Source organism: Spongiibacter sp. IMCC21906 (assembly GCF_001010805.1).
Taxonomy (GTDB): Bacteria; Pseudomonadota; Gammaproteobacteria; order Pseudomonadales; family Spongiibacteraceae; genus Spongiibacter.
Map to the genome: position 1 here is coordinate 64,995 of NZ_CP011477.1, position 25,023 is coordinate 90,017.

The following is a 25,023-nucleotide window of genomic DNA, read 5'->3' on the forward strand; positions in this document are numbered from 1 at the left end:
CTCGGCTCTGTTGCAGCGTAGCGGCTCCGCAGTCTCCACCCTTGCCAGCACAAACAGGCCAGTACAAAACTGCCCCAAGCAATTTGATTGATCCATGTTAGCCATTTACCTTGCTGGAAAGCTATAATCAGACAAGGATTTTTATCAAGCTGCAGACAGCCTCGGCATTCAGAGAAAATAACACCTATGGCCACCTCAAACCGCCCAGACGATAACAACTTTGCCTCATGCTACGACACCTTAGGCGTTCAGCGTCTTGAACGACTACACGAAGAAAACCAAGTCAAAATGGTCTTTACCGGCACCCCGCAATTCCTGAACCCTTCCGGCAGTATTATGGGTGGATTTCTTAGCGCCATGCTCGACGCCGCCTTAGGCGAAGTGGTGGTTAACAGCCTGAGCGAAGCCGAATCGCTGTTTACCTTGGATATCAAAGTGAGCTTTATTGCCCCCGCCCGGGCAGGCAAGATCTTCGCCGAAAGCCAATTAATCAAACGCGGCAAGCGGGTCGCCTTTAGCGAGGCCCAGCTCCTCGATGAAGATGGCAAACTGGTAGCCACCGGCAGCGGCACCTTTAATATTTATCAAATGACAACCGCAGAATAACGCCTACACACCCGGCAGCTTACAACATTGCTATTGTTGCTATTACAAAATACCGAGACCTTCTGGATACCGGCTCAAAGCCTGCCCCGGCCTTCGAGCCGGGGGCCTGCATGACAATAGCATGGTGTGTTCTCCTGTCACCCCAGACGCGCAGCGAGCCCCTCCGCCTGCTCTATTCCCCTTTATTAAACGTTCGTCATCCCGGACGCGATAGCGAGCCGGGATCCAGCTACGGTACAAGCCGCTACATCGAAGTGGATTCTTACACAGAGGTCTTATGGATACCGGCTCGGGGGCCGGTATGACGATAGCGTGGTGTGTTGCCCTGTCATCCCGGACGCGCAGCGAGCCGGGATCCAGCTACGGCACAAGCCACTACATCGGAGTGAATTTTACACCGAGGCTTTCTGGATACCGGCTCGAGGGCCGGTATGACGATAACGTGGTTGTTGTCCCGTCATCCCGGACGCGCAGCGAACCGGGATCCAGCTACGGCACAAGCCGCCACATCGAAGTGAATTCTTACACCGAGGCATTCTGGATACCGGCTCGGGGCCGGTATGACTCAGTCTTTTTGGCTAGACCACCAATACATTACACTCGTGAGATTCAAGCTAAAACGTACCCAGGCCTACGAGCCCGAGACTAGCATGACTAAACTACCTGAAACCTCGTCATCCCGGACGCGATAGCGAGCCGGGATCCAGCTACGGCACAAGCCACTACATCGAAGTGAATTCTTACGCCGAGGTCTTCTGGATACCGGCTCGGAGGCCGGTATGACGATAGCGTGGTGTGGTGTATTGTCATCCCGGACGCGATAGCGAGCCGGGATCCAGCTACGATACAAGCCACTACATCGAAGTGAATTCTTACGCCGAGGTCTTCTGGATACCGGCTCAAAGCCTGCCCCGGCCTTCGAGCCGGGGGCTGGTATGACGATGGTGTGGTGTGGAGTGTTGTCCCGGACACGTAGCGAGCCCCCTCCGCCTGCTCTATTCCCCTTTATTAAACGCTCGTCATCCCGGACGCGCAGCGAGCCGGGATCCAGCGCACAAAGGTAGGTATTAACAATGCCCCTGCTTAGAACGCAATATTAAAAGTTATAACGCATACCTACCCGTAACGTTCTGGGTTCTGTTGCGCGACTCATGGTGCAGTCCACCGCGGCACAATCCACATCATCTGAGCTGCTGCCCGCATCCAGCCCTTCGACATAAGCCGGGTAGTAATAGCTGATATCTTTACCATCGTTATCCAGCAGATTAATCATTTCGGCGTACAGGGTGATTTTCTGCCAATGATAGGCACCGCGAATATTGACGGTGGTTAAGGGTTTGGAGCGATGGCCATTGTCTGCGGTGAGTGCATAGGCACCTAAATAACGAAGTCTGGCACTGACTTCCCACGCGGCACGGGTCACTGAAATACCAAGCTGGGCGGCTTCTTCAATGGCGTTCTCGACGTATTTCCCCTCGGCGCTATTATTATAACGAGCATCGCTATGGGCATACACCGCGTCGATACCCACACCGTCAAAGGGCTGCCAGAATAACGTTAACTCATAACCATCCCGCTCAGATCCCCCCTTGGGTTCCACTGAATTGGAATCACCAACAAAAATTAGCTCACTGTCCTGATCTAACCACCAATAACTGGCGGTAAGCTGTACATCACCAATATTGGCTCGGCCACCAAACTCATGCCCCGTTCCTTCAGACAAACCGGGTACCCTATCAGCCTTGTTTACCACTCCTCTAGCATCGTTAGAATGAAAGCCTTTTCCCCAGTTTCCATACCATTCCAGCCATTCATTAGCGGCGTAGGCCAAACCCAATTTTGGTGAAATCTGGGAGTCACGCTCTTCACCATCAAAGGCACCGCTATTATTTGCCGTCGCATCAAAATAGTAATAATCACCACGAAGACCGATCAATACCCGCAACTGCTCATTGGCATGCCACGCTAAATCTACATAGCTGCCGATGGCGCTTTCCTTAATATCGTTACTGCTGATTTCCGCTACAAACTGTCCCTTGTTATGCTGGTTTAAGCCAACCGGTGAAATATCGTCGTAACGAAAATCACCACCCACCGTCAACTTAATATGATGACCGTCTACAATCATTTTATTGGCGTAGCCACCCAACGTCTGGCGCTTATCAAACTGCTGAATCTGAAAATCGTAGGTGGGATTGGACTCCATCTTCCAATCATAATACTGAGCGTAAAATCCGGCCTGCCAATCATCACCATGCAGCTTTGAACCCAAAATCCAGCGGCTTGTTTGTCCTTTCGCACTATCGTCCAGCGCGCAATATTCATCCTCACAAACCGCCGAGCCAATGGCCCGCTCGGGAATTTGCTCGGTGGGTTGCCATTTAGCATCGTAAACAGACAGCGTGAATTCAGCCTGCCCAAAGCGGGTATCAATAAGGTATTTACTCCACAGTGAAACATGCTCCAAGACCTCTTCCTGCTCCCAAGGCCCATCGTAGGTTTTAGACTCGCCAATCACACTCAGCTCGCCAGCGCCCACCGAAAGGCTGTGCCCTGCAGCAAGCCGTGCCCAACCGTATTCACCTAGTTCCGCCGAGATAAAGCTGTGCTCTAACCGATCAATGGTTTCAATCGATGATGAACCCGCCAAAGAGAAATCTCCCAAGGCAGCGTAGTAAGGTCCCTTACGGTAATTCACCTGCTTGACGGTTTCCGGGATCAGGCCATTAACATCAAGATATCCTTGACCGTGACCATGGGAGCGCAGATTCCACGGCACAGCATCCACACTCACGGTGTAATCGGTACCATGGTCCAGGTTAAATCCCCGCAGAAAATATTGATTGGCTTTGCCACTTCCTGAATGCTGTACGGCAACCATACCGGGCATGGCTTCCAGCAATTCGGCTACTTTTAACATGGGTCTAACCAATAAATCTGCGCCGCCCACCGAGCCTTCGCTGGCCGAGCCAGCAATACCCACCAGATCGGTGGCGCGACCAAACACCGTCATTTCTTCTAGCGATTTATCGCTGCGATGACTTTCAGCATGTGCCATAGAGATGCCGATCGTGGCCAGCAAGACGGCGATATTGATTCTTATCCCAAGGCGGCAATAGCGCGATTGAGCAGTATTGTTTTCCATCGTTTTATCCCAGTGTCGCCGGAGCCAAGGAAGCTGGCGCGGCAAGGTTGCAAAAAGAAGGCACAGCACAATGACGCCACTGGGAAAGTGACGAGATCGTTGCAAGAAGCCCTCCGCTTCATCCAAGAAAATACTGCTCAGGCCGGTTTCGGGCTTAGGGACCACAATCCCTTCACCGTTGCGGGGGCAGCGTCGGTATTACTTGCAGCAGCCATCAAGCCACAGCGCACCGAACTTCCCGTTTACCCTGATCCAGCCACGTTTGGCAGCGTGGCGATCAGGCACCTGATCAGCGTTGAAACAATGCAGATACGGTTTGCGTATCCGCGATAATATTAAGGTGATTTTTCAGACAATCTTGCTGAAAAAAACACTAAAAAATGTGGCTTAACGACGTGGTGATTACTCCCCTATTAACACCAACTTTCCGGTTTTAGGGTCGCGATACACTTTGCCCAGCGCTTCATAGCCCGAGCCATCGTCAACATGACGTTGCAGTGATTCTGGTGCCTCACTCAACTCTTTACCCAAGGAAACATTCTGCGGTGTTTTTTCGGTTGAGAAATGCTTTTGCAAATCGGGGCTAAAGGAAACCAGCGCGGCAATAAGCCCACAGGCAAACACCAGAATAATATCGACCAGATTGGCCATAGGGCCGAGGGGGTCTTCATCGGTATCTAAAAAGGCACTGCGCCGCCACTTATCCATTGCTATGACCTTTATACTGCAGCTCTGACAAAGCTTGGTCATACCAGCGACGCCGCAAGCGCCCCAGTACAAAACCAATCATCCCCGCCAACAAGCCAATCACCGTGGTATCAAAAGCCACCGTCATTGCCGTGGTTAACACCCGCAACTCACCTTCACCCAGTGCCGCCAAACCGGGGCCGAGGGGAATCAAGGTGCCCATCAGCCCCAGCATGGGGGCCAGCCGGGTGATAAAATCTGCGCGTTCAATACGACGCTTACCGGCCTGAAGCAAGGCATGTTCACCGCCACGGCGGCTCAGGCGCGCAATCCCGCCCCAGCGTTCGCCCAGACTGATGCCCACTTCGTACAAGGCCAAGGCAACAAAAAACAGCAGCGCCCACACCACCGGTTGCAACAGCAGCGACGTGATTTGATGCATAAGCCCCAGCGAAATGCCTGAAAACATCGTAACAACCCCCAATCAAATTTAGTTGTGGCTACGGCCACGCACAGCACCCATCGCAATTAACAACAAGCCTGCCGCCAAGATCCACAGCCAATACCACTGAGTGTCATCAGAAGCCGTCTCTGACGAAGCATGTGTAGAAGATTCTGAGGGCGGCGGCGATGTGTTAGCATCGACTTGCACCTCCTGAATATGGCTTGGAACCGGTTTGTCGGCGATGCTTTGCTGACGACGACTCTCTGCCAGCAGCTTTTCCAAGGCGGCGGCCTTCTCTGCCGATAACTGAGTTTTTACTAAGTTATACATGGGATGATTGGCATGAGTATGACCACTGCCGGGATTACCGTGCTCGATAATATTATCGGCAAACGCCTCCGCCAGTTGTTTAACCGTCGCCTCATCAGCCTGCCAAAACCCCTTGTCGACAGCTACCAACATCACCGCCAGAATATTGCTTTGCACATAGCGGTTATGGCCATCGCTTAAAAAGTCATCCAGGCCCAGATCAAGCTTGTCGTCAACGTAGACCGCTTTCACTTCTTGCCATACCCAGTCATTAATAATCTCCGGGCTGGTCACCTGCCAGCCCCAAAGATACTCAATAAATTCACTGCCCATGGTACGGGCGCCTGAATAGCCTTCATTCATCAGCGGCTTAATCCACTGCGGGTTAAAAAACCGCCCCCGCAATTCTGACAATATCGCGGTATGCAGCGCATCAATGCGCAAGTCATTGCCGTCGGCATGATTGATCACTGCACTGGCCGGCGCCTTGCCCCGCACGGTTTCTACAGCAAGATTAAAGCCCCCTAAATAATCAAAGGCATCGTTGTTATCGACCAAGCCATAGAGATTACTGGCTCGCCCCAAATAGGTTTGGGAAATACCCGCCAGCTGCTGGCGAAACAGCGCTGGAGCGGCCTGACCATCAAGACCAACCCCGTAAGCGTGACCCATACGTTTGCTGAATACCTCGGCCAGTTCGCTGCGATCTTTCCACGCCCCGGAGCGCTCTACCAAGCGATTAATACCGGCACCATAAGAACCGGGAGCAATGCCAAACACCCGCACACTGGCCTGACGACCCAAGGTCTCGGCATCAATATCACCTTGCTCTGCTAATATTTTTCGCGCCTGATTCACCCAGTTATTTGCCACCTGATTTTTATCCAGCGGCTCATTGCCGCCCTGTTGCCATTCCCCCAAGGGTTTCAAGGCCGCCCGTAGCGCGGTGGTTAAGGCAGGAAACTGCTTGATTATCCGGTCCCGGCTGGCATCCAATGCCAACAGACTGGCCTTGTCTAGCAACAACATATGCTCGCCGTAAAGGTCTCGGAATAAGCCCGATGTGGTAAAAACCACATCAAACCGTTTGGGCTGACTGGCGCTTAATGGCAGTCGCTGTAAACCTTTTATAATGCCGCGGCTATTCCAAATTGGCTTCACCCCAAGCAGCTTCATACCAAAGGCAATCATCGCGCCTTCATCTCTCACGGCGTCAGAGGCCCAAAGAATCACACCTTGTTTATTACCGGCAATATCCTCGGTATGGGCAGCAACCCCCGACTCACCAGACAACACTTTATTAGCCAACGTCTCACCCGTCGTAAAGGCTAACTGGGTAGGCAGCAAACTGCCGTCCAAAGCATAAAAATTGCGACCGGTGGGCAGCGCCGCTGGGGTACGAATAGGATCATTGCCTTTACCCGGCGCGACAAAGCCACCGTTTAAGCCATTTAGCAAAGCATCCATCTCGGCCTTGGGAGAGGCCTTTAATTGCTGCCGCCATAAATCAGATGGCGCATTCTTATTGCCATCAATCATGGAGTTCACCATGGTATCCAAGGCAGCTTCCGTCCAATTCTGACCAAACACATGCAACCCCAGCGGCATAAAGTCCTCTTGAATATTGGTCAGATAATGCCCCACTTCGTGGAGCAAAAATTCTTCATCAATATCATCAAAACCTACGCCCCGAACTTGCAGCTCTTCATCCATACTGGCGATCAATTCATCTCGCAGCTCAAGCTCGTCGATGGTTTCTCTGAGTCGCTGCACAGCGCGGCTGCGGGTTTGGGAATCTGTCGCGGCCTCAGCACTTTCAATCAACTGTCGCAACTGCAATAAATCGTCATAGAGCTCAGTGATCGCCAAGGGCGGTGTCAGGTGATCCACCATTACCGCCAAACCTCGGCGCTTGGCCTGAATACCTTCACCGACACCATCGACAATATAGGGATAGATGCCGGGAATATCCCCGGCGATAATGCTGGGATAATCGGCCTCGCCAAGCCCGGTGCTGCGCTTGGGTAAAAACTCATAGGTAGAATGTCGCCCCACATGCACCATGGCGTCGGCGCTAAACACATCTTGCAGATAGTGATAAAAGCCTAAATATTGATGAGGGGGCGGAAATGACATATTGGCATGAAGCAGCTCTTCATTAATCTCCCACCCCCGAGGCGGCTGCGGCCCTAAAAACACATTGCCAAATTGCACACCCGGAATCAGCTGCCTGCCCTGCCAGACCATCACCTTGCCCGGCGCGTCGCCCCAGCCACGAATGCCCTCAATCTTCATTTTGACAATGGCATCAACCAAAGCTTGGCTGCGCTGCCACTCCAGGTCTTGCCCCGCCGTCAGCTTTTGCAACACATCCAGATATTCTTCTTCTAACTGGGCCAGCAAATCCAAGGCTCTTGCCCGTCCCTTATGCCGCAAACCATCCATTGCATGATGAAGATCAGTGATAGTGCTGTGCATGCGATCTTCAAGAAACTGCGCCCGCGCCTGACGCGCCGACGCAGAAGCCAGGCTGGCAATAGCCGACACCTGAGACTGCATCAAGGTCTGCAATGCGCCCAGAGGCCCCGCCACCATCTCGGCCTGGACACTGGCCGGTAAGGTTTCAAACCATTGTTGATACTGCGTGGCACTCAAACCGGCCACCTTGCCAGCCATCTCAGCTAAGGCTTTGGCATCTTCCGGCAGGTTAACCCCTTGGGCTTGCAAAATATCCAGCAACTCCTCAGTGTCGCCGGGAATCTCACCGGTGGTGTAGCCCGCCGCTTTCAGTGACTGCAATATTGTTAATAAGCTCTCTGGCACATTGAGGTTGTCCGCCCCAATATTGTGGCGGCCGGGAGGATGGTTGTAATACACAATAGCCACCCGCTTGTCGGCATTGGCCTTAACCTGCAGGTCTAACCAACGCTGTAATCGCCGGGCCTGACGCTGCACTTCATGCGCAAGAGGCTTGCTTCTAAAAAGACTGGCACCGGTAAGTGGGTCTTGTTGTTGAGGTTCTGCCAGTGCCAGCAGCTGGGCTTGGCTCACACCCTGCAATTCAGGCATGGCCAAGCGGTAGTGGATGGAGTCTCGGGGAAGCCCCTGATCAGAAAGTTGCCAATCTGCCTCGCTCCATTCCCCCACCCGCAGCCCTTTTAACACCGGCACATTGAGTTTTTTTAATTCAGCCAGAACGGCTTCGCGACCATCGCCGCCACCAATCACAAAATCCTGCAGTGCCAATACCGCAGTGGGAGTGGCGTTTTGACTAAACGCGTTAATCGTCTTTACCGCCTCCACACTGGGTTGCCCCCAGGACGCCAATACCGAAACACATTGCCAGTCCTGAGCCTGACAAAATTGCTGGTGCAGTGCCCACTCTCCCGCCAGATCACCGGTATCGTGATCGAGAATCCACAAGGTAGGCTGCAGGGGTGTTAAGGCACGGCTGAGCGCATCAACATCTAACCACCTTGCCGTACCTTGATGATGCAGGGCAAAGCGCAACGGCGACACCACAACCAGCGGCGACTGTTGACGGTTGCCATTGGCGAGCATAGCCAGCAAAGCACGGGCATTTTCCACTGAACGATTTAACCAGTAGGCGCGAGCCTGCAGCCAATCATGATATTTGGGGTGCTGCTTTTGGAATGTTTCAAGTGCAGAGGCATCCAATAAGGCGGTCTTCTCCGAGACAATATCGTCCGGCAAACCGTGGCCAAAAATCGCGCCTTGCCGGCCCTGTTGCAAAGCCAGTAAACGGCGATCACTGTGTATCACCATGCGCAGTTTTTGATTGGCAAGCGGCATACTCAGTAAACGATCGACGGCATCACCAAACACCGCCACCAAGAGCAGGGCATCCTTATTTGCCAGCAGACTGCTAAGCTGTTGATCATCCATCTCCGCAAGCTGGCTCACCGTGCGGATGTCAATCTGGGCGTCACTGCCCATATCCTTTAACTGATGGGCTCCCGCCACCAAATAGGGAGCAGACCGGTCGGATACAATCACCGCCACACTTTGACTGGCCGCCCACAGCGGCGCATTAAACAACAGGCCGCAGCCCAGCATAAGCAAAGCCATAACATGGCGTAGCTGAAATATCACAAGCAATCCCCTGCGCCAGAACCTCTGCGCTGATAGCGGTTGATTGAAATAGAAAGGGGACGGCAATTCAGAAACTGACTGAAAGCTCAGTGGCACCCCGCCACGATCTATTTCCTTTGCTTAGGCCGGTCTCCGGACTCACAGATTGCTCAAAGTGCATGAGCACAGCTTCTTCGCCTTCCCACGCCTGATTCACTGGCGCAGTGGCTGCCAACACCGGGAGGTGTGGCGGAAAAAGATAATCTGCTTACCGTTGCGGGGGCAGTACAGGCTTAGCGTTACCACACGTAGGTAATACGCACCTGTTTCCCGTTTAACCCTAGACAATGGACTTGCCGTCGGGCACCTGAAAGCGTGGACAAGGATACGCACTTTAGAAATTAGGTCAAGAAATCACCTCGGCAGGCACTCTGTATTTTTTGAGTCCATCATTGTTTTCAAGGAGGGTGATTAGCCAAACCCTTATTGGATGTGACGCCGTGAACTCAACGCTAAAACCGCCGCGCAAGGCCGTGACTATTCAGCACGCTTGGTTTGAATGGCGCTTGCAAGAAGACAATCTACACCGCACCCAAGTAGAGGCCATCATGTTTATGGACCCCGCCGGGCCCACCCCCGCCGGGTTATTAAACTACTTATCGGTGAGCCAGCCGGGGGAGAATATCCAAAAAAATCGCAACACACTAAGTGCAAGCCGCTACAGCTGCAGTGCAGCAGCACTGGCAACAAGGCAATTTGACATGGACCAATGACCACGCCTTTTGTCGCCACCACAGTTCAGTTCGTTTTCTCTCACATCGCGGTATAACCGCCATCTACCGTGAGTTCAATGCCGGTCACATAACTGCTGGCATCGCAGGCCAAATACAAGGCCGCATTGGCCACATCCTCAGCACTTCCCCTACGCCCGAGGGGAATGGCCTGCTGTTCCAGAATGGCGACGACTTCCTCTATGGAGCCAGCCATGCCTGCATCGACGAAACCCTGCAGGGAGCGATCCCCCATCACGGTCGCAATCACCCCAGGGTGCACTGAATTAACCCGGACTCCATAGCCCAAGCTGGCAAATTCCACGGCCGTATGGCGGCTAAAAGAGGCTATCGCGCCCTTGCTTGCACCATAGAAACTATGCCCAAGTAAACCTACCTGACTCACCACTGAGGACATATTGATAATTGAGCCGCCTTTGCCAAAGCGACCCTCGGCTTTCATCATTGAAAATGAAGGCGTAATATCCCTTACTGACATTGCTGATGAGGTGGGCTTTGGCAGTCAATCCCATTTTTCCACTGTATTTAAAAATCACACTGGTTGCTCTCCGAGCGAGTTTCAGCGACGAGGCTTATCGAAAAACGTTTTTCTCTCCTGAGTGAGAACTGAAACTCAGCAGAATTGGGCATCAAACTGATTGAAACGGCCGTACTAAAGAGTTTTCCAAATAACACGAAGGATACAAACACAATAAATAACAAGGAGTCGTTAATGTCCTCAAACTCAGCACCGCGCCCAGCGGCCACTGTCATCTTGCTAAGAGATGGCCCACACGGTTTAGAAACCCTGATGTTAAAACGCAACCAGGCGCTGATGTTTGCCGGTGGTATTTGGGTTTTTCCCGGTGGCGCAATCGACGCAGAAGATAGGAAAGATGGCGATGTCAGTGAGCTTAGCGCTGCCCGCCGCGCGGCCGTGCGCGAAGCTTTCGAAGAGTCGGGACTGTTGATTGACGAAAAGACACTCGTCAACTTCTCTCTCTGGATTACCCCCCAAGCCGAGCCAAAGCGCTTCCACACCTGGTTTTTCATCGCGCCAACATTTAGCGTAGAAGATGTGCTTATTGATAACAGTGAAATTGTTGACCACGCCTGGATAGCCGTTAATCACGCCCTCTCATCCCACGAGGCGGGCGAACTCGGGCTATTCCCTCCCACCCTGCTCAGTCTCAAAGCGCTGGCTATTTACGACACGGTCGAACAGGCCATGACGGCTATAGCCAACAGAAAACCCTATGAAACGACACCTATTTTAACAACAGAGGGTGACGGCGATGCGCAAATCTTCTTTGCTGGCGACGCCGCTTACACAGGCGCAACCCCGTCACCAGAGGGCCCGAGGCACCGCTGCATTTTAAGAAATGGTACTTGGCATTACTTACGCAGTGGACTTGCAAATAACATAGAACGACTAGACCGATAACCGCCTGCCAGTGACTGGTAGCAGAGCCCTACTCTACTTTTCACTGGTATTGTTAGTCTAAATGCCACATGTTTCTACTGATGTTCATCCAGCCATAAAGCTTTTGAGTCCGCTCGTGGTGGGGCGATGTCACCCCTTGCAGCTCATATTCAACCTACCGGCCTGGTATGATTTAAAAACCATGCCGCAAAGCTATTGAGCCTTTGGCAGTTTTGCCAACCAGCGATCCAACTGGTTAGCAAAGGCCTGCTTCTCTCGCTGGCCATAGGTGGCGCTCCCCGCCGAGTGCACGCCACTGCTGCGCATCGTATCCATAAAGTCACGCATATTGAGGCGGCTGCGAACGGTTTCGCGGGTATACAGCTCCCCTCTGGGATTTAGAGCCAAAGCGCCTTTTTCAATCACCTCTGCGGCAAGGGGAATATCGCTGGTAATCACCAGGTCTCCGGTATTTGCCCGCAAAACAATTTCATTGTCCGCCACGTCAAACCCAGAGCTGACCTGCAGTGCAGTAATATTGGCTGACGGCGGCACCTTCACCATTTGGTTGGCAATCAACGTCAGTAGTACACCTGTGCGCTGGGCAGCTTTAAACAGAATTTCTCTAACCACCACCGGGCAGGCATCGGCATCAACCCAAATTTGCATTACGCTTCATCTTCTCGGTTAAAAATTGCGCTAAAACACGGAGTTTAGCGATTTTTATAGGGGCTGCCGAGCCAAATGCGCTTGCAGCGGTAGAGACTGTAAGCAATAACGCCTCTTCCCCCAGCCCCAGACGGCTCGTCAACACCAGGCTTTTGCTACCGATATGGCTACGGACATCTACGCATTTCAGCTGCTCAGCACAGACTTTAAGATTAGACCCCAGCGCCTGATTTCAGGAGGCATCGCTGTGCACAATCCTCATAACGGAAGGCTATGCGCGGCAACAAGAGGGTTCGTATAATGACCGCACTGCGGGCATGGCTAAAAAAAGCTAGCGACAAACACAGACCACTCAAGTCTCTGGCAGGCGAGCGCCCTATATCTAAAAAGGCGATGCCTCGTCGTCTGGATGTTGTCGTTATTAGTTTCACCATCGTATCTCTCGCCATTGGTAGCTATTTTATAGACCGCTTAGCCGCTCAAGACTACCAAAGCCAACTTCGTCAAAGCACTGCGAATGAACTGAGCATCCTCCGGGCTCAACTCGAAGGCAATATCAACACCAACATCCAGCTGGTGCGGGGAGTGGTTGGCGCAATAAAAAGTCACCCCAATATCGGACAGGCTGAATTCACGGCGCTGGTATCGCCCCTCTTCGACAGCAACAACCAACTGAGAAATGTTGCCGCGACCAAAGATCTCATTCTGCGCTTCACCTACCCCTTGGAAGGAAACAGCAAAGCCATTGGGCTTAATTTTAAAAACCGACCCGAGCAACTTATCGATTTACAACGCGCTCGTGATACCGGAAAAATCACCTTATCGCCCCCCCTCAAACTGATTCAGGGTGGCGAAGGCTTAATTGCCCGAATTCCAGTTTTTATCGACGGCCCCCAGCAACAGCCAAAAATATGGGGCACGCTTTCTGCGGTGATGGATATACAGCGCCTGTTCGCCGCCAGCGGTATAACTGCTAGAGAAGGTAAACTTAAACTCGCCATTCGGCGAACCACTCACGAAGGCGACAGCCAAGTATTCTGGGGCGATAAAACGCTATTCAGCCCTCAAACAAAGGCGGTCAGCGATACTATTGAACTGAGCCATGAACGCTGGGAGCTGGCCGCCATTCCTCAACATGGCTGGTATGGCAGCGTAAACAATGCCTGGGCTATTCGCCTGACGTTGATGATAGCCGCCTGCCTGATTTTGCTACCGATGCTACTCATCGCCAAGTTAATCCGCCGACAACGCCGAGAGAGCATTTTACACCGAAGCCTTTTTGAAGACTCACCCACCGCGATACTGCTTTGTGATATTTCTACAGGCATGCCCCATCGCTGGAACCAGGCTATGGAAACGCTAACGGGCTACAGCAGTAACGAGTTGTCGTTAAAGCATTGCTTCGGATTATTTCCCAAAGATAAATTAAGCGATATTAAAAACGTAGAAGCACAAATTCTGCAGCACGGTGCTTATGGTCCTGTTGAATATGCATTATTAAAGAAAGACGGCAACCTTGTGCCCATTTTACTCAGTGGCATCATTATTGATGGCGACAAAGGGCGTCAATATATCTGCGCAATGGCAGAAGATATCAGCGAGAGAAAAGCAGCGGACCAAGAACTGCACAGCCGAAAAAACATGCTCCAAGCCATGAGCGAGCAAGCCCGAATCGGCGCATGGGAGTTCGATTGCAGCAAGCAAACCATGTATTGGTCCAGCATGACTCGAAAAATATACGACGTCGCTGAAGACACCCCATCCTCGCTACAATCAGGATTACAATTCTTTACGACCGAGGCAACACGGCAGGAAATCTCTGACTTGATGAATCGCGCCATCAAAACAGGGGCACCGTTTAATCTTGAATGCATGATACGCACCGCCAAAGGGAGAGAAATGTGGGTAAGGGCAACGGGCCGCGCTGACTTTCAGAACGGTTACTGTCAGCGAGTATATGGATCGCTACAAGATATCGATGCCCGAAAGCGTAATGCCCAAGAACTGATCACCGCCAAAGAACAAGCCGAGTCAGCAACCCGAGCAAAAGGCGAATTTCTGGCAACCATGAGCCATGAAATACGCACGCCAATGAATGGGCTTCTCGGCATGCTTGGTATGTTAGAAAAGGCGCCATTGCGCCAAGAACACGCCCACCAATTAAAAATTGCCAGCTCAAGCGCCAAAAGCCTGCTTTCTTTAATTAATGATATTTTAGATTTCTCACGAGTCGATGCCGGAAAACTAGAACTCGAAAATATCAATTTCGATCTTCGTCGCCAACTTGATGAACGCTGTGAAGCAATGGCCGTCAATGCGCAAGATAAAGGCCTGAGTTTAATTACCGACTTCCGGGCTATCAATGTAGATCAGGTTTGTGGCGATCCCGACCGAGTGCTGCAAATCGTGAGCAATTTAGTCAGCAATGCGATTAAGTTTACCCAAGAGGGTGAAATTCTTATTCGCGCGGGGCTTGTCGTCAAAGACGAAGAACTCATTCTTAGCTGTTCGGTTACCGACTCGGGCCCCGGTGTGCCCTCAGATAAATTACAGAAATTATTTCAACCATTTACCCAGATAGATGCCAGCACAACCCGTCGATACGGCGGCACTGGTTTAGGCTTAGCGATTTGCAAAAATCTCTGCACACAAATGGGCGGCGATATTGATGCTAACAGTGTAGTTGGTCGAGGCAGTTGTTTTAGCTTCCACCTCAAGCTTCGCCCCGCAAAAAACGCAAACATTATTGCTCCTAATGTAAATACCAAGGATCTTCGGATCGTCATGGCGAGCAAAAACACCTCGCTACTTAATGCCGCACAGCAACAGCTGCAAGAATGGAATGTCAATTTCTCGGGTGTGCAATACAGTGAGTTAAAATTTAGATTAGAAGAATTACAAGGCGATGCCTCAGAACCATGCTGCCATATGTTATTGCTGGATTTTCTTGGCGACGGTCAAGCAGAACTCATCAAAGAACTACGAAAAATTGATGCATTACGTAACGTTCCAATCGTAGCAATGACCGACATTCGCAGCAATCTTCGCGCTGCCAGCCTTAACATTGGCTTTGACAGCACTACCTCTAAACCCATCTCCGGGGATAACTGGACGGTATTACTTAGCCTGGCAAAAGAGTTTTATGACGCACCTGAACAACAGCATCAAATCCCCTATATCCGCCACGACGAGAAACCGCTTTCAGAAAAGAAAATCGTTTGGCCTGAACACAATCGGATTTTAGTCGCAGAAGATAACGCAGTTAATCAAGAAGTCATGACCTGCTTATTACAGGATATGGGCTTGTCAGTGGATATTGTCAGTGACGGCCGACAAGTGCTTAGAGCACTTGAAAAATCTATACAAGAAATACCCTATTCCTTGATTTTAATGGATTGCCAAATGCCCGTTATGGATGGCTATCGCGCCAGCGCCGCGATTCGCCACGGTTTAGCGGGAGAGCAGAGCAAAGAGATTCCGATTATTGCTGTAACCGCTAACGCAATGCACAGCGATCCGGAGAAATGTTACCAAGCGGGTATGAGTGATTATCTCAGCAAACCGGTAGACGCTGTTAAACTGCAAAACCTGCTGATTAAATGGCTAAACGGCGACAATACTAATACCACGCAAAAACCGGTATCCAGAGTGCAAGCGACAAGCGGTCCGGTGATATGGCAACGTGAAACTGCGCTGGAAAATGTTTTGGGGCAAGAAAAAACATTACACAAATTAGTCGAGCTTATTCTGCAGCGTTTACCCGAACTGCAAAAAGCACTGCAAACGGCGTTTAAAAACAACGATCTCCCTCAAATTGAATTTCATGCCCACTCAATAAAAGGCAGTTCAGGTCAGGTTTATTGCAAAAAACTACAAGAAGCAGCCTCTAACTTAGAAGCCTTAGCCAAGGCTGGCAACCTGGAGGGTGCCCGAGACCTAGAGGATTATTTTAATAATTGCTGCGAAGAAGTACTCGAAGTTTTTAGCAAAGAGCTGCACAACCACCCGGCCAACTCTAAAACCGGGTGAGCTCCCAAGGAGCAAAGGCTACAATAACGTCTTTTTCTCCGAGAATGCATGTCTTACAGCTCACTGACACATCACATTGATGAACTGCTGCTGCGTCACCAAGCAATATGGCGCAGCCATGCTTATCAGCTTTTCGTTCCCACATGGCTACAGGATCAGCCTGAGCTATGTCATTTTTTACTGGAGCTGAATGACGATCAGGTCAGAAATCTGCAAGGTGACGACCTTGCTTTATTGACTGCCATTACGCCTTTTTTTGACGATGCCAAGGCGATCCATCAATTAATACAGCCTTATCAAGATCAATCGCGTCAGCAGGTCAAAGAGCCGCCAGCGGGTATACCAGGCCGAAAATGGCAGCAAATTCTTGCCTTTTGCCACGCCCAGTCTCCACCGAAAGGAAAGGTCTTGGAGTGGTGTAGTGGTAAATCTTATTTGGGCAGGGCCATTCATCAGCAAAGCGGGCAAAATATTCTGGCTCTGGAAATTAACTCTGATTTAGTTAATTCAGGGCACCATCGCGCAGCGCCACAGCACCAACTCCAACAGTGCGATGTATTTAGTGACAAGGTCTGGTCGTATTTTTCCAACGATATTCAGCGTGCGGTTGCGCTTCATGCCTGCGGCGGTCTCCACCAACGACTGCTACAATGCGCCAGCCATCAGCAATGCCCGGAAATTGCCCTATCGCCGTGCTGTTATCATCGCTTTATTGATCACTACCGGCCATTATCCCAGCAACTTCAATCAGCAAAGCTGCAACTCGATAAAACAGATTTACGCACCGCCGTCAGACAAAGCAGTACCGCCCATCAAGGCGAGATTGCTGGCAGGCGAACACTGCAAAGCGCCCAACTGGCTTTTCGGGTATTGCTGCAAGACAACAGCCTAGACTCAAACATGCCACTCCCCAGTCTGAGTTTGCGCTGGGCAAAGAAAAGTACCACCGAATTACTGCAGCATTATCGTCAGCAGAAATCATTAACGCTCAATTATAAAAAACCCATTGCCGAGTATCACAATCTTGGAGCCGCCCTGCTTGCCAGGGCCGAGCGCTTGGAACTTGCCAGAATGGCCTTTCGCCGATTGCTGGAATTACGCTGTGTGCTCGACGGCATTTTATTTTTAGAAGAACAGGGTTACCGCTGTACCTTAAAGGCCTTTTGCCACCACGCACTAACGCCCCGAAACCTTCTTCTCTTCGCCACAAAGCAAAGCCATTAACAACATCGCCATTACGCGAGGGCGATAGAGTGCCCCGCATCCACCGTTACAATGCTTCCATTCATATGGCAAGAGGCGTCACTGGCTAGCATTAATAAAGGGCCGTCCAGCTCTTCGACATTTCCCAATCGCTTTAATGGATGCATTTGAATTAGCGCTCGGCCATCTTCACTGTCAAATAAGGCAGACGACATCTCTGTCTCAAAATAACCGGGTGACAAGGCATTAACCCGAATATTTTTGCCAAACATATCTCGGGCCATGGATTTGCTTAATTGGTTTACCGCAGCCTTTAGCGTGCAATATCCAGGCATGCCCGGCATGACCCGGTCGCCGGTGATAGAGGTAATATTGACGATGGCACCCGCCTCGTTGGCCGCCAACAAGCGGCTTGAAAACTGTCGGCACAAGCGCATGGTGCCGGACAGATTCACCTCAATTAAGCTGTCCCAAGACGCATCATCAATCTCCGGAAACAAACCAAAATCGGCTTGAGCAGCGCAATGCACCAACACATTAGCGCGCCCGTAAATTGCTTCTGTGCGATTAAAAATATCGTTTATCGAGTCGACTGTTGAGATATCCCCCGCCACGGCCACGGCATCTCCACCGTCGGCACGAATACTGGCAGCAACAGCTTCCAGCCGCTGAGCATCCCGTGCCACACACACTGTTTTCGCACCAGCTTTGGCAAGGGTATGGGCAAACTGACGCCCCATTCCCGTTCCTGCACCGGTGACTAAAGCGATTTTGCCTTTCATTGAAAATAAGGATTCAAGGTCTTTCATTTTGCGTCCTGTTTCTTATTTTGGGGAATGGTTAGTCGCGGCCCAAACGCGGGAATGACCAGGCGCGCTTTTGTAGCAGTTTTTGCCGCTGCTCAGCAGACACTCGGGGAGTCGACGAAGGCAATAAGTCCACCACCTCATTGAGCTTCACCCTTTTCAGACTCGTCGGGCGAATGGCATCCGCTTCATAGTAACGAACCGTTATCAGCCCTTCTTCGTGACCACCCGCATCCAACCAATTGGCCACACCGGGATCGTCGTGGGAAATCACCGCACGAAAAATGCCATCCTCGTCTACCCAGGCCTGATGATCGTTCAATGAAGTTTGGCGAAGATGATAGTCTCGAGCCTCCCAGAATTTACTGCCAATCTGGATATTCCAAAAACGGGTTTTGGGCAGTTCAACTTCCAATAAAACAGCTTCATCCTTGGCACATTTGTATACCCCTTTACCGTAGCGCAGTGAGGCAAAACCGTAGTTAATCCCATCAAAGCTCAACTCATCGGTTTTGCCGTTGTAATAGCTGCCAACGGTTTGACGAAATCCTGCAGGCATTTCCTTGAGCAGATCACAATACAATTCGAGGTTACGACGAATATCCTCTTCTTTTAAGGGTGGTGGCGGATAGGGTTTACCTTCGGTAATGATGGTCAAACGTGCGGGCTGCTCGGTATCCCAATCACTAAAATACTGGCGAAAAATCATATTGCAGGGGCCATCGGGCAGCTTCAGCCAATTCATTGCATTGTCAGGACGGGTTTTGCTGACCACAACTTCCACCTGATTGTTCGGTCCCACCTCCAGGTCTTGCAGACGATGAAACAACTTCCAATCGGCCAAGTGAGCAATGTGGTCTTCTCGCACTTCTAAGTCGATTAAGTTAGCCGTACCTCTATCACCAATAATGCGATAAACATTGTCACCGTGTAGTGGCGCCCACAGATAATGACAATCCGCAGAGGGCAAGCCCCACTGCACTTTGGTGCCAAGCAACTGCATAAAATGCGGGTAGTCCGGATTAATATTTTCCAAGGTGATGGGCTGACCACCAGAAATCAATCGCGTCAGTTGTCTAACCCCTTCGGCCCGAGCCAGATCATTATCAATAGTGGGATCGTCCCAAACCAATGACGCCATCTCTGCCATCACTTTTGTTACTTGCTGCCATATTTCCGGGTTTGAAAAAGATAAATTTTCAAAAGACGTTCTATTCGACATAATCTCATTCCTTTTATTAGCGCGTTTTTAATTAACGTAAAAATTCAGCGAACTGTTGTTGATAGTGAGCAAACCGAGTGGATATGGCTTCTGGGGTCAGCCCATAATCTTCACAGTGGTAGCTGTAGCTACCAAACTGGTGCTGTGGGCGTTCTGCCTCAAAGTGGTTAATGGCTTTAAGAGCCTCGTCATCAAAACGAATTTCGGCTGCTGCAAATATGCTCTTAACAACATCAACCGCATTGCCAATCACGTCCTGATAACGAACATCAATGATTCGTCCTTCTGGAAGTTGATCTCGAACTTGAAGATAGCGATCCATGCAAAGCCCAAAATAATCCAGCATCTCCGGACCAATGAGCTGCCGATCAACGCGATCACTATGAATACGGCGCATTTCTTCCGTCAGGCCTGCCATCGACGGAATGATGGTGGTGACCTCCCGATGACAATTCACTAGCACAGCATCGGGAAAGGTTTTTAATAACGAATCCAAGCTAGCAGTATGGCAAGGTGACTTAAGCACCCAAGGTCGGCCGCGACGACCCCCATCTTGCCATTGCAGATATTGCATCTGGCTGTGCAAAAATTGATACGCAGGCGCCGGATCGGTGTGCATCGCGTAATCATAGAACGAGGGCATACGAGCAAATAGCCATGTCACAACATGTTGGAAAGACCCTTGCATTAACAGCACTTCTTCATCTGGCTGCAGTGCCTCGGTCGGGTGTCGAGCCATAAATCCCGGAAAATTTTCTGCAAACATTTGCACGACATCTTGCGCCGCTTTTATCCGCTCATCCGGGTGGCCCGGTTTTTCTCCCGGAAAAGGCGCAGGGTTCATCATTTTCCAGTAAATCATGCCCTGAGTTTGCGGGGCCGCAGACAGTACCCGCTGCAACTTTGTCGTACCTGTCCGAGGCAAACCTAAAACAATAATGGGCTTTTCAATTTTCTCTTGCAGGATTTCTGGATGTGCATGAACATCTCGGACATAACGCAGGCGATTAATCAAGGAGTTGAGCAGGCCACCAAAGGCTAACTGCTCGCCCAACTCAGAAAGCTGTGCTTCTTGGATAAAACCATTAACCACTTTTTCCAAACCGGTGAGAAATTGCCTATCACCAAAGTCAGTCAGACCTGTCGCCTGTTCTGCTGCGCTCAATAATTCAGTCACCGTTTTAGGTATTGCCACGACCACGGGTTCAGATATTTGCGTCATTCATCCTCCAGCGAGTATTCTTTTTATGTTGGGGAAGCAAAAACGATTTATAACAACAAGTCCGCTCCAGCAATATCGAAATTATTCATTGCTGTTATTATGGAATCGTCCGCGCCATATTCAGTAACGCTAAAAATATAAAACACAATAAAATCAACAACAAAGAGATCCGCGAGGATAAGAAATGAATGCAGCTGTCAACAGCACATCCGCCTTTGATGTGTATACAAAAGCGTGCCGCACCACTCCCATGATTGAGCACCGGGACAAACCCAGCACAGGAATCAGCCTCTACCGCTGGGATCTCAAACCGGTGAAAGAAGTGCGTATCCCTAAAAATGGCGAAGTGACGGTGGCGGTGCATTTAGGTGGCAACAGTCAGGTCAGGGTATTTACTGAAGAGGGAGTGAGCCAACGATTTTCACGCCCCGGCGATATCACCTTGGTACCCAGCGGCCAACCCATTAAGTATTTACTTGATGGCAGCGTAGACTTTGCCACCATTCATTTTCCTGCTAGTGCAGCGAATATTTTTGGCAAAAATGTTGGCGACGATTTATTAAACCTTCGCGATTGTCTTTTTGCGGTAAGAGATGACTATGTTATTGCCAGCGTTCTCGCCTTATTTAATGCCACCCACTCAGCCTCTTCGCTAAGCAAGCGTTATTCCCGATCGGTATTAGAGTCATTGTCATGGCACTTACTTCGGCTCGTTTCAGAGCAGAAATTTGACCCCGTTAGACTACCCGAGCCCGGATCACAGATATCGTTTAACAAGGGCGGCAATAATTTTTCGATCATTGCAGAAGAGATTGAAAATCGCTTAAGCGAACCCTTAAAAATTGAAGCCCTTGCGGACCGGGCAGGAATGGGACGAACGACGTTTTGCGAGCAATTTACCAAGCATTTTGGGACTCCACCCCATCGCTTTATCGTCGACAGGCGCATCGCCAAAGCCAAGCAGCTATTAATCGAATCCCATTACAGCATTACCGATATTGCTTACGAATTAGGCTTTAGCAGCGCGTCACATTTCTCCTCTACCTTCAAATCGACCATTGGCATTACGCCAAAAAACTATCAAATACAATTTGGAAAACGGTTCTTAGAAAATACAAAACCGCAGCATTAAACACTACCCAGTGTGCTTAATACTGCGGCAGATAATTAAGGCCGTTGCCAAGCCGCTAGAGCGGCCTCCTCAGAGGATTTATATCGCAGCAAGGCGTCAAATACACTCAAATTCACATCAACACCCTCCCCTCGTCCTACTCGCATCAACTGAATGCAATACCAACCCAATAAACCAAAGGATTCTGCCGTTTTAAAGGTTTTATCATCTACATCCGGCCCTAAAGCATCTCTGGCCATGGCCAAGCTCCGCTCCATCGTCGGCAGCTCTTGCACTGAATGTAAAATGCCACCGCAATCATCCGGCGCGTAGCAAAACGGGCGACCGACGCCAATCAACTCACAGGCTCCAGATGACAAGGCGCTGGTCATGCCGTCAACACTGCGTATACCGCCGGTTATCATTAACGGCATGTTCACCAAGGGGCGGATTTTTTCTGCAAATTCTAAAAAATACGCCTCTCTAGCAACGGTGCTTGCCATTTTCGTGGTGGCAGCTTCTTCTGACTCAGCCCCCACCATCGACATCTGCTCGTAGTTACCACCGGAGATTTCCAACAAATCGATACCGGCCGCAGACAACCATTGCACCACCTGCATCGATTCGTCTTCGGTAAAGCCACCGCGCTGAAAATCGGCGGAGTTTAATTTCACAGAGACAGGAAACGCCCCCCCCAGCGCCGCCCGCGTCGCCTTCACCACCTCAAGCAATAATCTCGCCCGGTTCTCTAAGCTACCGCCATATTCATCATTCCGCTGGTTTGCCAAGGGGCTCAAAAAGTTAGATAGCAAATACCCGTGCGCAGCATGAATCTGCACCCCAGAAAACCCCGTCTCTTTTGCCACCTGAGCGACATGAACAAAGCGACGAATCACATCCTCAATCTCGCTTTTTGTCATGGCCTGTGCCTCGCCACAACCCGCGGCGTCTAAAGGTAACGATATCGCTGAGGGTGATAGCGGTTTGGCATGAATCCCCGCCGGCGTTTGGCGACCGGGATGGTTTATCTGCATCCAAATATGGCGATGATTTTCCGTGCCGATAGCCGCCAGTTTTTTTAATTCCTCCAAACCACCATTGGCATCAATCGCAATATTGCCGGGCCGTTCCAAAAAACGCCGATCAATTTGCACATTTCCGGTAATCATCAGGCCATAATCATTGGCCGCCCAGCGCTGATACAGCCGGAGTAAATCGTCCGATACTCGGTTACTCGAATCGGCCAAGCCCTCACTCATGGCCGCTTTAACCAAGCGATTTTTTAACACCGCACCACAAGGAAGGCGCAACGATTGATTTAAAGCCCCGTGACGATCTTGCATATTGGCTACCCCTTCAGCACATCGGCAGTATGCATGGTATCCAGATACTCTTTTACCGCCGTGATTTTGCCGTCCCGCAATTCCACTAAAAAATGATACTCGTTGTTATACACACGACCATTGCCCAACACGCCGTATGACTCTGCCTCGCAGGCCACTTTATTACCTTCTGCAATCATCCCGCTGGGCGTAATGGCCAGACCATCTTCAGTGCCAGGCACCAGCTCATTAAGAATTGCCCCCATCTCTGCTTTGCTTTTTAAGCCACACATCGGAAATAACTCCGGCTTGCCACCAATCCACCACGTGGCATCATCGCTCATCATATCCAGTGCTTTCTGTACATCTTTACGTTTGAAGTGGGCAAAAAATTCGGCCACTAAAGCCTTATTATTTTCCGTAGACATAATTATTCTCTCTCTTTGCTTACTGAATTGAGGCAGCAGCCTGTCAGCTGCCCGAAAAACCTTATTGTTTAAAGCACGAACGTAAGATCGCACTCGACACTCTGCGAAGGACACAATGCTTGCGCTAAACCTTCCGAGCAGCTGGATCCCGGCTCGCTATCGCGTCCGGGATGACGGCAAACTGTGTGTATTTTTAGCAACTCGCGCACAAGCCTGCCATCGGATTTATTCACCGACTGACATCAAATTCGTCCGGGCAATATAACGATGGCTAGCCAGCGGCTAACGCGAAATAATGCGCGCCCACTAAATCGCCCGCCTCTGGAGTCGCTATGTCACTGCCCATCCTTCGCCTAGCCAAAAACGAAGAACGTCGATTACGCAGTGGCCACCTGTGGATTTACAGCAATGAAGTAGACAAGCAGGCCTCACCCCTAAAAAGCTTTCATCCCGGTGAGCAAGTGGTGGTGGAGTCCAGCCAAGGCAAAGTGATGGGCGTGGCTTACATCAATCCACAATCCCTTATCTGTGCCCGGCTGCTAAGCCAGAGCAGCAAGCCCTTTAGCAAAAACCAACTCATCGCCCGCATCCGTAGCGCCCTCGCCATGCGCGAGCAACTTTTTGCCGAGCCCTGCTATCGCTTGGTTTATGGCGAGAGTGACCTGCTTCCCGGCTTGGTGGTAGACCGCTTTGGCGATCACCTGTCGGTACAGCTCAACACCGCAGGCATGGATGCCATGCGAAACATGATCATTGACGCATTAATAATAGTCTTGGCACCCAAATCCATACTGCTTCGTAACGATGCCGGCGTTCGGCAACTGGAAGGGCTGGAATCTGAAGTCATCACCGCTTTTGGCGAGGTGCCGGAAACCGTCGAACTGATTGAAAACGGCGTGCGGTTTTTAGCCCCTTTGGCAAGCGGCCAAAAGACCGGCTGGTTTTATGACCAGCGACCCAACCGGGAATGGCTGCGACCACTGGTTCCCAGCAAGCGAGTATTAGACGTGTTCAGTTACGTAGGCAGCTTTGGAGTGCAGGCCGCCAGCTTCGGTGCGGCCGAGGTTGTGTGCTCCGACATCTCCGCCAAAGCGCTGGATATGGTGCATGAAAATGCCACGCTCAATGGCGTTGCCGATAAAGTGTCCAGCATTGAAGGTGATGCCTTTACCGCCATGAAATCCCTGAAAGAAGCCGACGAACGTTTTGATGTGATCATCGTTGATCCCCCGGCCTTTATTAAGCGCAAGAAAGATCAAAAAGAAGGCATTCTCGCCTACCGCCGCATCAACGAGCTGGCCATGCGCCTGTTGAATCCAGATGGCTACTTGATTTCAGCATCGTGCTCCATGCACATGCCCAGAGAAGAACTACTGGAAGTGGTTCGCAGCGCCTCCCGGCATATTGATCGCCATGCACAAATATTGGCAGAAGGCATGCAAGGCCCCGATCACCCGGTGCACCCGGCCATCCCCGAAACCCGCTACCTTAAAGCCGTGCTTAGCCGAATTAGTCGTAGCTAACCCTCACCGCG

General features: G+C 50.9%; 19 protein-coding genes and 2 riboswitches. Of the genes, 8 read left to right on the forward strand and 11 right to left on the reverse strand.

Translation table 11 applies throughout. From position 1 onward, the window contains the following. Positions 1-186: 186 nt before the first annotated feature. On the forward strand, positions 187-606 hold the full coding sequence (locus tag IMCC21906_RS00305) for a PaaI family thioesterase (protein WP_047010484.1): 420 nt from the start codon (positions 187-189) through the stop codon (positions 604-606). Positions 607-1,702: 1,096 nt separating this feature from the next. Here IMCC21906_RS00305 and IMCC21906_RS00310 read toward each other — a convergent pair. From IMCC21906_RS00310 to IMCC21906_RS00330, 4 genes are all read right to left on the reverse strand, one after another. After that, positions 1,703-3,751: a TonB-dependent receptor gene (locus IMCC21906_RS00310; RefSeq protein ID WP_082117515.1), complete on the reverse strand. Its 2,049-nt coding sequence runs from the start codon at positions 3,749-3,751 to the stop codon at positions 1,703-1,705. Between the two features lie 122 nt (positions 3,752-3,873). Next, positions 3,874-4,055: riboswitch (cobalamin riboswitch) on the reverse strand. A 98-nt stretch (positions 4,056-4,153) separates the two neighbouring features. Further along, on the reverse strand, positions 4,154-4,459 hold the full coding sequence (locus tag IMCC21906_RS00320) for a DUF2149 domain-containing protein (RefSeq protein WP_047010487.1): 306 nt from the start codon (positions 4,457-4,459) through the stop codon (positions 4,154-4,156). Beyond that, entirely contained in the window at positions 4,452-4,907 is a 456-nt protein-coding gene (locus tag IMCC21906_RS00325) for a MotA/TolQ/ExbB proton channel family protein (protein WP_047010488.1), read from the reverse strand. The genes IMCC21906_RS00320 and IMCC21906_RS00325 overlap by 8 nt, the downstream gene beginning before the upstream one ends. A gap of 21 nt (positions 4,908-4,928) precedes the next feature. After that, positions 4,929-9,305, reverse strand: a complete 4,377-nt coding sequence (locus IMCC21906_RS00330; protein WP_231580296.1) for a cobaltochelatase subunit CobN — start codon at positions 9,303-9,305, stop codon at positions 4,929-4,931. Between the two features lie 105 nt (positions 9,306-9,410). Continuing rightward, a riboswitch (cobalamin riboswitch) is annotated at positions 9,411-9,670 on the reverse strand. A 114-nt stretch (positions 9,671-9,784) separates the two neighbouring features. Here IMCC21906_RS00330 and IMCC21906_RS00335 point away from each other — a divergent pair. Beyond that, entirely contained in the window at positions 9,785-10,057 is a 273-nt protein-coding gene (locus tag IMCC21906_RS00335; RefSeq protein WP_156165946.1) for a hypothetical protein, read from the forward strand. Between the two features lie 40 nt (positions 10,058-10,097). Here IMCC21906_RS00335 and IMCC21906_RS00340 read toward each other — a convergent pair whose 3' ends face one another. Next, the gene (locus IMCC21906_RS00340; RefSeq protein WP_197085923.1) at positions 10,098-10,520 is read right to left on the reverse strand and encodes an SDR family oxidoreductase; all 423 of its coding nucleotides are present in this window, start codon (positions 10,518-10,520) and stop codon (positions 10,098-10,100) included. Between IMCC21906_RS00340 and IMCC21906_RS17205 the strand changes: the two genes are divergently transcribed. Together IMCC21906_RS17205 and IMCC21906_RS00345 are read left to right on the forward strand one after the other, a co-directional pair. Next, positions 10,492-10,674, forward strand: coding sequence for a helix-turn-helix domain-containing protein (locus IMCC21906_RS17205; RefSeq protein WP_197085924.1), 183 nt, complete (start codon positions 10,492-10,494; stop codon positions 10,672-10,674). The two genes, IMCC21906_RS00340 and IMCC21906_RS17205, sit on opposite strands and share 29 nt — an antisense overlap. Positions 10,675-10,787: 113 nt before the next feature. Further along, positions 10,788-11,498, forward strand: a complete 711-nt coding sequence (locus tag IMCC21906_RS00345; RefSeq protein WP_052763281.1) for an NUDIX hydrolase — start codon at positions 10,788-10,790, stop codon at positions 11,496-11,498. A 192-nt stretch (positions 11,499-11,690) separates the two neighbouring features. Here the strand turns inward: IMCC21906_RS00345 and IMCC21906_RS00350 are convergent, their stop codons facing one another. Beyond that, positions 11,691-12,146 carry a YaiI/YqxD family protein gene (locus tag IMCC21906_RS00350; RefSeq protein WP_047010491.1) on the reverse strand — a complete coding sequence of 152 codons (456 nt, stop codon included), beginning with the start codon at positions 12,144-12,146 and terminating at the stop codon, positions 11,691-11,693. A gap of 300 nt (positions 12,147-12,446) precedes the next feature. On the opposite strand from IMCC21906_RS00350, the gene IMCC21906_RS16115 reads away from it, so the two are divergent. Together IMCC21906_RS16115 and IMCC21906_RS00360 are read left to right on the forward strand one after the other, a co-directional pair. Further along, complete coding sequence (locus IMCC21906_RS16115) at positions 12,447-16,175, forward strand: ATP-binding protein (protein WP_052763282.1); 3,729 nt, start codon at positions 12,447-12,449, stop codon at positions 16,173-16,175. Positions 16,176-16,223: 48 nt separating this feature from the next. Continuing rightward, a complete protein-coding gene (locus tag IMCC21906_RS00360; protein ID WP_052763283.1) occupies positions 16,224-17,399 on the forward strand; it encodes a methyltransferase in 1,176 nt (391 codons plus the stop codon). An 11-nt stretch (positions 17,400-17,410) separates the two neighbouring features. Here IMCC21906_RS00360 and IMCC21906_RS00365 read toward each other — a convergent pair whose 3' ends face one another. Genes IMCC21906_RS00365 through IMCC21906_RS00375 form a run of 3 tightly spaced genes read right to left on the reverse strand, consistent with a single transcriptional unit; the run spans position 17,411 to position 20,628 of the window. Continuing rightward, positions 17,411-18,187: an SDR family NAD(P)-dependent oxidoreductase gene (locus tag IMCC21906_RS00365; RefSeq protein WP_047010492.1), complete on the reverse strand. Its 777-nt coding sequence runs from the start codon at positions 18,185-18,187 to the stop codon at positions 17,411-17,413. A 31-nt stretch (positions 18,188-18,218) separates the two neighbouring features. Then, positions 18,219-19,406 carry a DUF1214 domain-containing protein gene (locus tag IMCC21906_RS00370; RefSeq protein ID WP_047010493.1) on the reverse strand — a complete coding sequence of 396 codons (1,188 nt, stop codon included), beginning with the start codon at positions 19,404-19,406 and terminating at the stop codon, positions 18,219-18,221. A 31-nt stretch (positions 19,407-19,437) separates the two neighbouring features. Continuing rightward, positions 19,438-20,628: a sulfotransferase gene (locus tag IMCC21906_RS00375; protein WP_047010494.1), complete on the reverse strand. Its 1,191-nt coding sequence runs from the start codon at positions 20,626-20,628 to the stop codon at positions 19,438-19,440. 184 nt (positions 20,629-20,812) lie between these two features. On the opposite strand from IMCC21906_RS00375, the gene IMCC21906_RS00380 reads away from it, so the two are divergent. Next, entirely contained in the window at positions 20,813-21,760 is a 948-nt protein-coding gene (locus IMCC21906_RS00380; protein WP_047010495.1) for an AraC family transcriptional regulator, read from the forward strand. Between the two features lie 35 nt (positions 21,761-21,795). Here the strand turns inward: IMCC21906_RS00380 and IMCC21906_RS00385 are convergent, their stop codons facing one another. Then, positions 21,796-23,082, reverse strand: a complete 1,287-nt coding sequence (locus IMCC21906_RS00385; RefSeq protein ID WP_047010496.1) for an NADH:flavin oxidoreductase/NADH oxidase family protein — start codon at positions 23,080-23,082, stop codon at positions 21,796-21,798. A 5-nt stretch (positions 23,083-23,087) separates the two neighbouring features. Beyond that, on the reverse strand, positions 23,088-23,489 hold the full coding sequence (locus tag IMCC21906_RS00390) for a nuclear transport factor 2 family protein (RefSeq protein ID WP_047010497.1): 402 nt from the start codon (positions 23,487-23,489) through the stop codon (positions 23,088-23,090). A gap of 332 nt (positions 23,490-23,821) precedes the next feature. Between IMCC21906_RS00390 and IMCC21906_RS00395 the strand changes: the two genes are divergently transcribed. After that, on the forward strand, positions 23,822-25,012 hold the full coding sequence (locus IMCC21906_RS00395) for a class I SAM-dependent rRNA methyltransferase (RefSeq protein ID WP_047010498.1): 1,191 nt from the start codon (positions 23,822-23,824) through the stop codon (positions 25,010-25,012). Positions 25,013-25,023 lie beyond the last annotated feature (11 nt).

Coding starts and splice junctions, on each gene's coding strand:
- IMCC21906_RS00305 (WP_047010484.1), top strand. CDS start 187: ATGGCCACCTCAAACCGCCCAGACGATAACAACTTTGCCTCATGCTAC.
- IMCC21906_RS00310 (WP_082117515.1), bottom strand. CDS start 3,751: ATGGAAAACAATACTGCTCAATCGCGCTATTGCCGCCTTGGGATAAGA.
- IMCC21906_RS00320 (WP_047010487.1), bottom strand. CDS start 4,459: ATGGATAAGTGGCGGCGCAGTGCCTTTTTAGATACCGATGAAGACCCC.
- IMCC21906_RS00325 (WP_047010488.1), bottom strand. CDS start 4,907: ATGTTTTCAGGCATTTCGCTGGGGCTTATGCATCAAATCACGTCGCTG.
- IMCC21906_RS00340 (WP_197085923.1), bottom strand. CDS start 10,520: ATGATGAAAGCCGAGGGTCGCTTTGGCAAAGGCGGCTCAATTATCAAT.
- IMCC21906_RS00345 (WP_052763281.1), top strand. CDS start 10,788: ATGTCCTCAAACTCAGCACCGCGCCCAGCGGCCACTGTCATCTTGCTA.
- IMCC21906_RS00350 (WP_047010491.1), bottom strand. CDS start 12,146: ATGCAAATTTGGGTTGATGCCGATGCCTGCCCGGTGGTGGTTAGAGAA.
- IMCC21906_RS16115 (WP_052763282.1), top strand. CDS start 12,447: ATGACCGCACTGCGGGCATGGCTAAAAAAAGCTAGCGACAAACACAGA.
- IMCC21906_RS00360 (WP_052763283.1), top strand. CDS start 16,224: ATGTCTTACAGCTCACTGACACATCACATTGATGAACTGCTGCTGCGT.
- IMCC21906_RS00365 (WP_047010492.1), bottom strand. CDS start 18,187: ATGAAAGACCTTGAATCCTTATTTTCAATGAAAGGCAAAATCGCTTTA.
- IMCC21906_RS00370 (WP_047010493.1), bottom strand. CDS start 19,406: ATGTCGAATAGAACGTCTTTTGAAAATTTATCTTTTTCAAACCCGGAA.
- IMCC21906_RS00375 (WP_047010494.1), bottom strand. CDS start 20,628: ATGACGCAAATATCTGAACCCGTGGTCGTGGCAATACCTAAAACGGTG.
- IMCC21906_RS00380 (WP_047010495.1), top strand. CDS start 20,813: ATGAATGCAGCTGTCAACAGCACATCCGCCTTTGATGTGTATACAAAA.
- IMCC21906_RS00385 (WP_047010496.1), bottom strand. CDS start 23,082: ATGCAAGATCGTCACGGGGCTTTAAATCAATCGTTGCGCCTTCCTTGT.
- IMCC21906_RS00390 (WP_047010497.1), bottom strand. CDS start 23,489: ATGTCTACGGAAAATAATAAGGCTTTAGTGGCCGAATTTTTTGCCCAC.
- IMCC21906_RS00395 (WP_047010498.1), top strand. CDS start 23,822: ATGTCACTGCCCATCCTTCGCCTAGCCAAAAACGAAGAACGTCGATTA.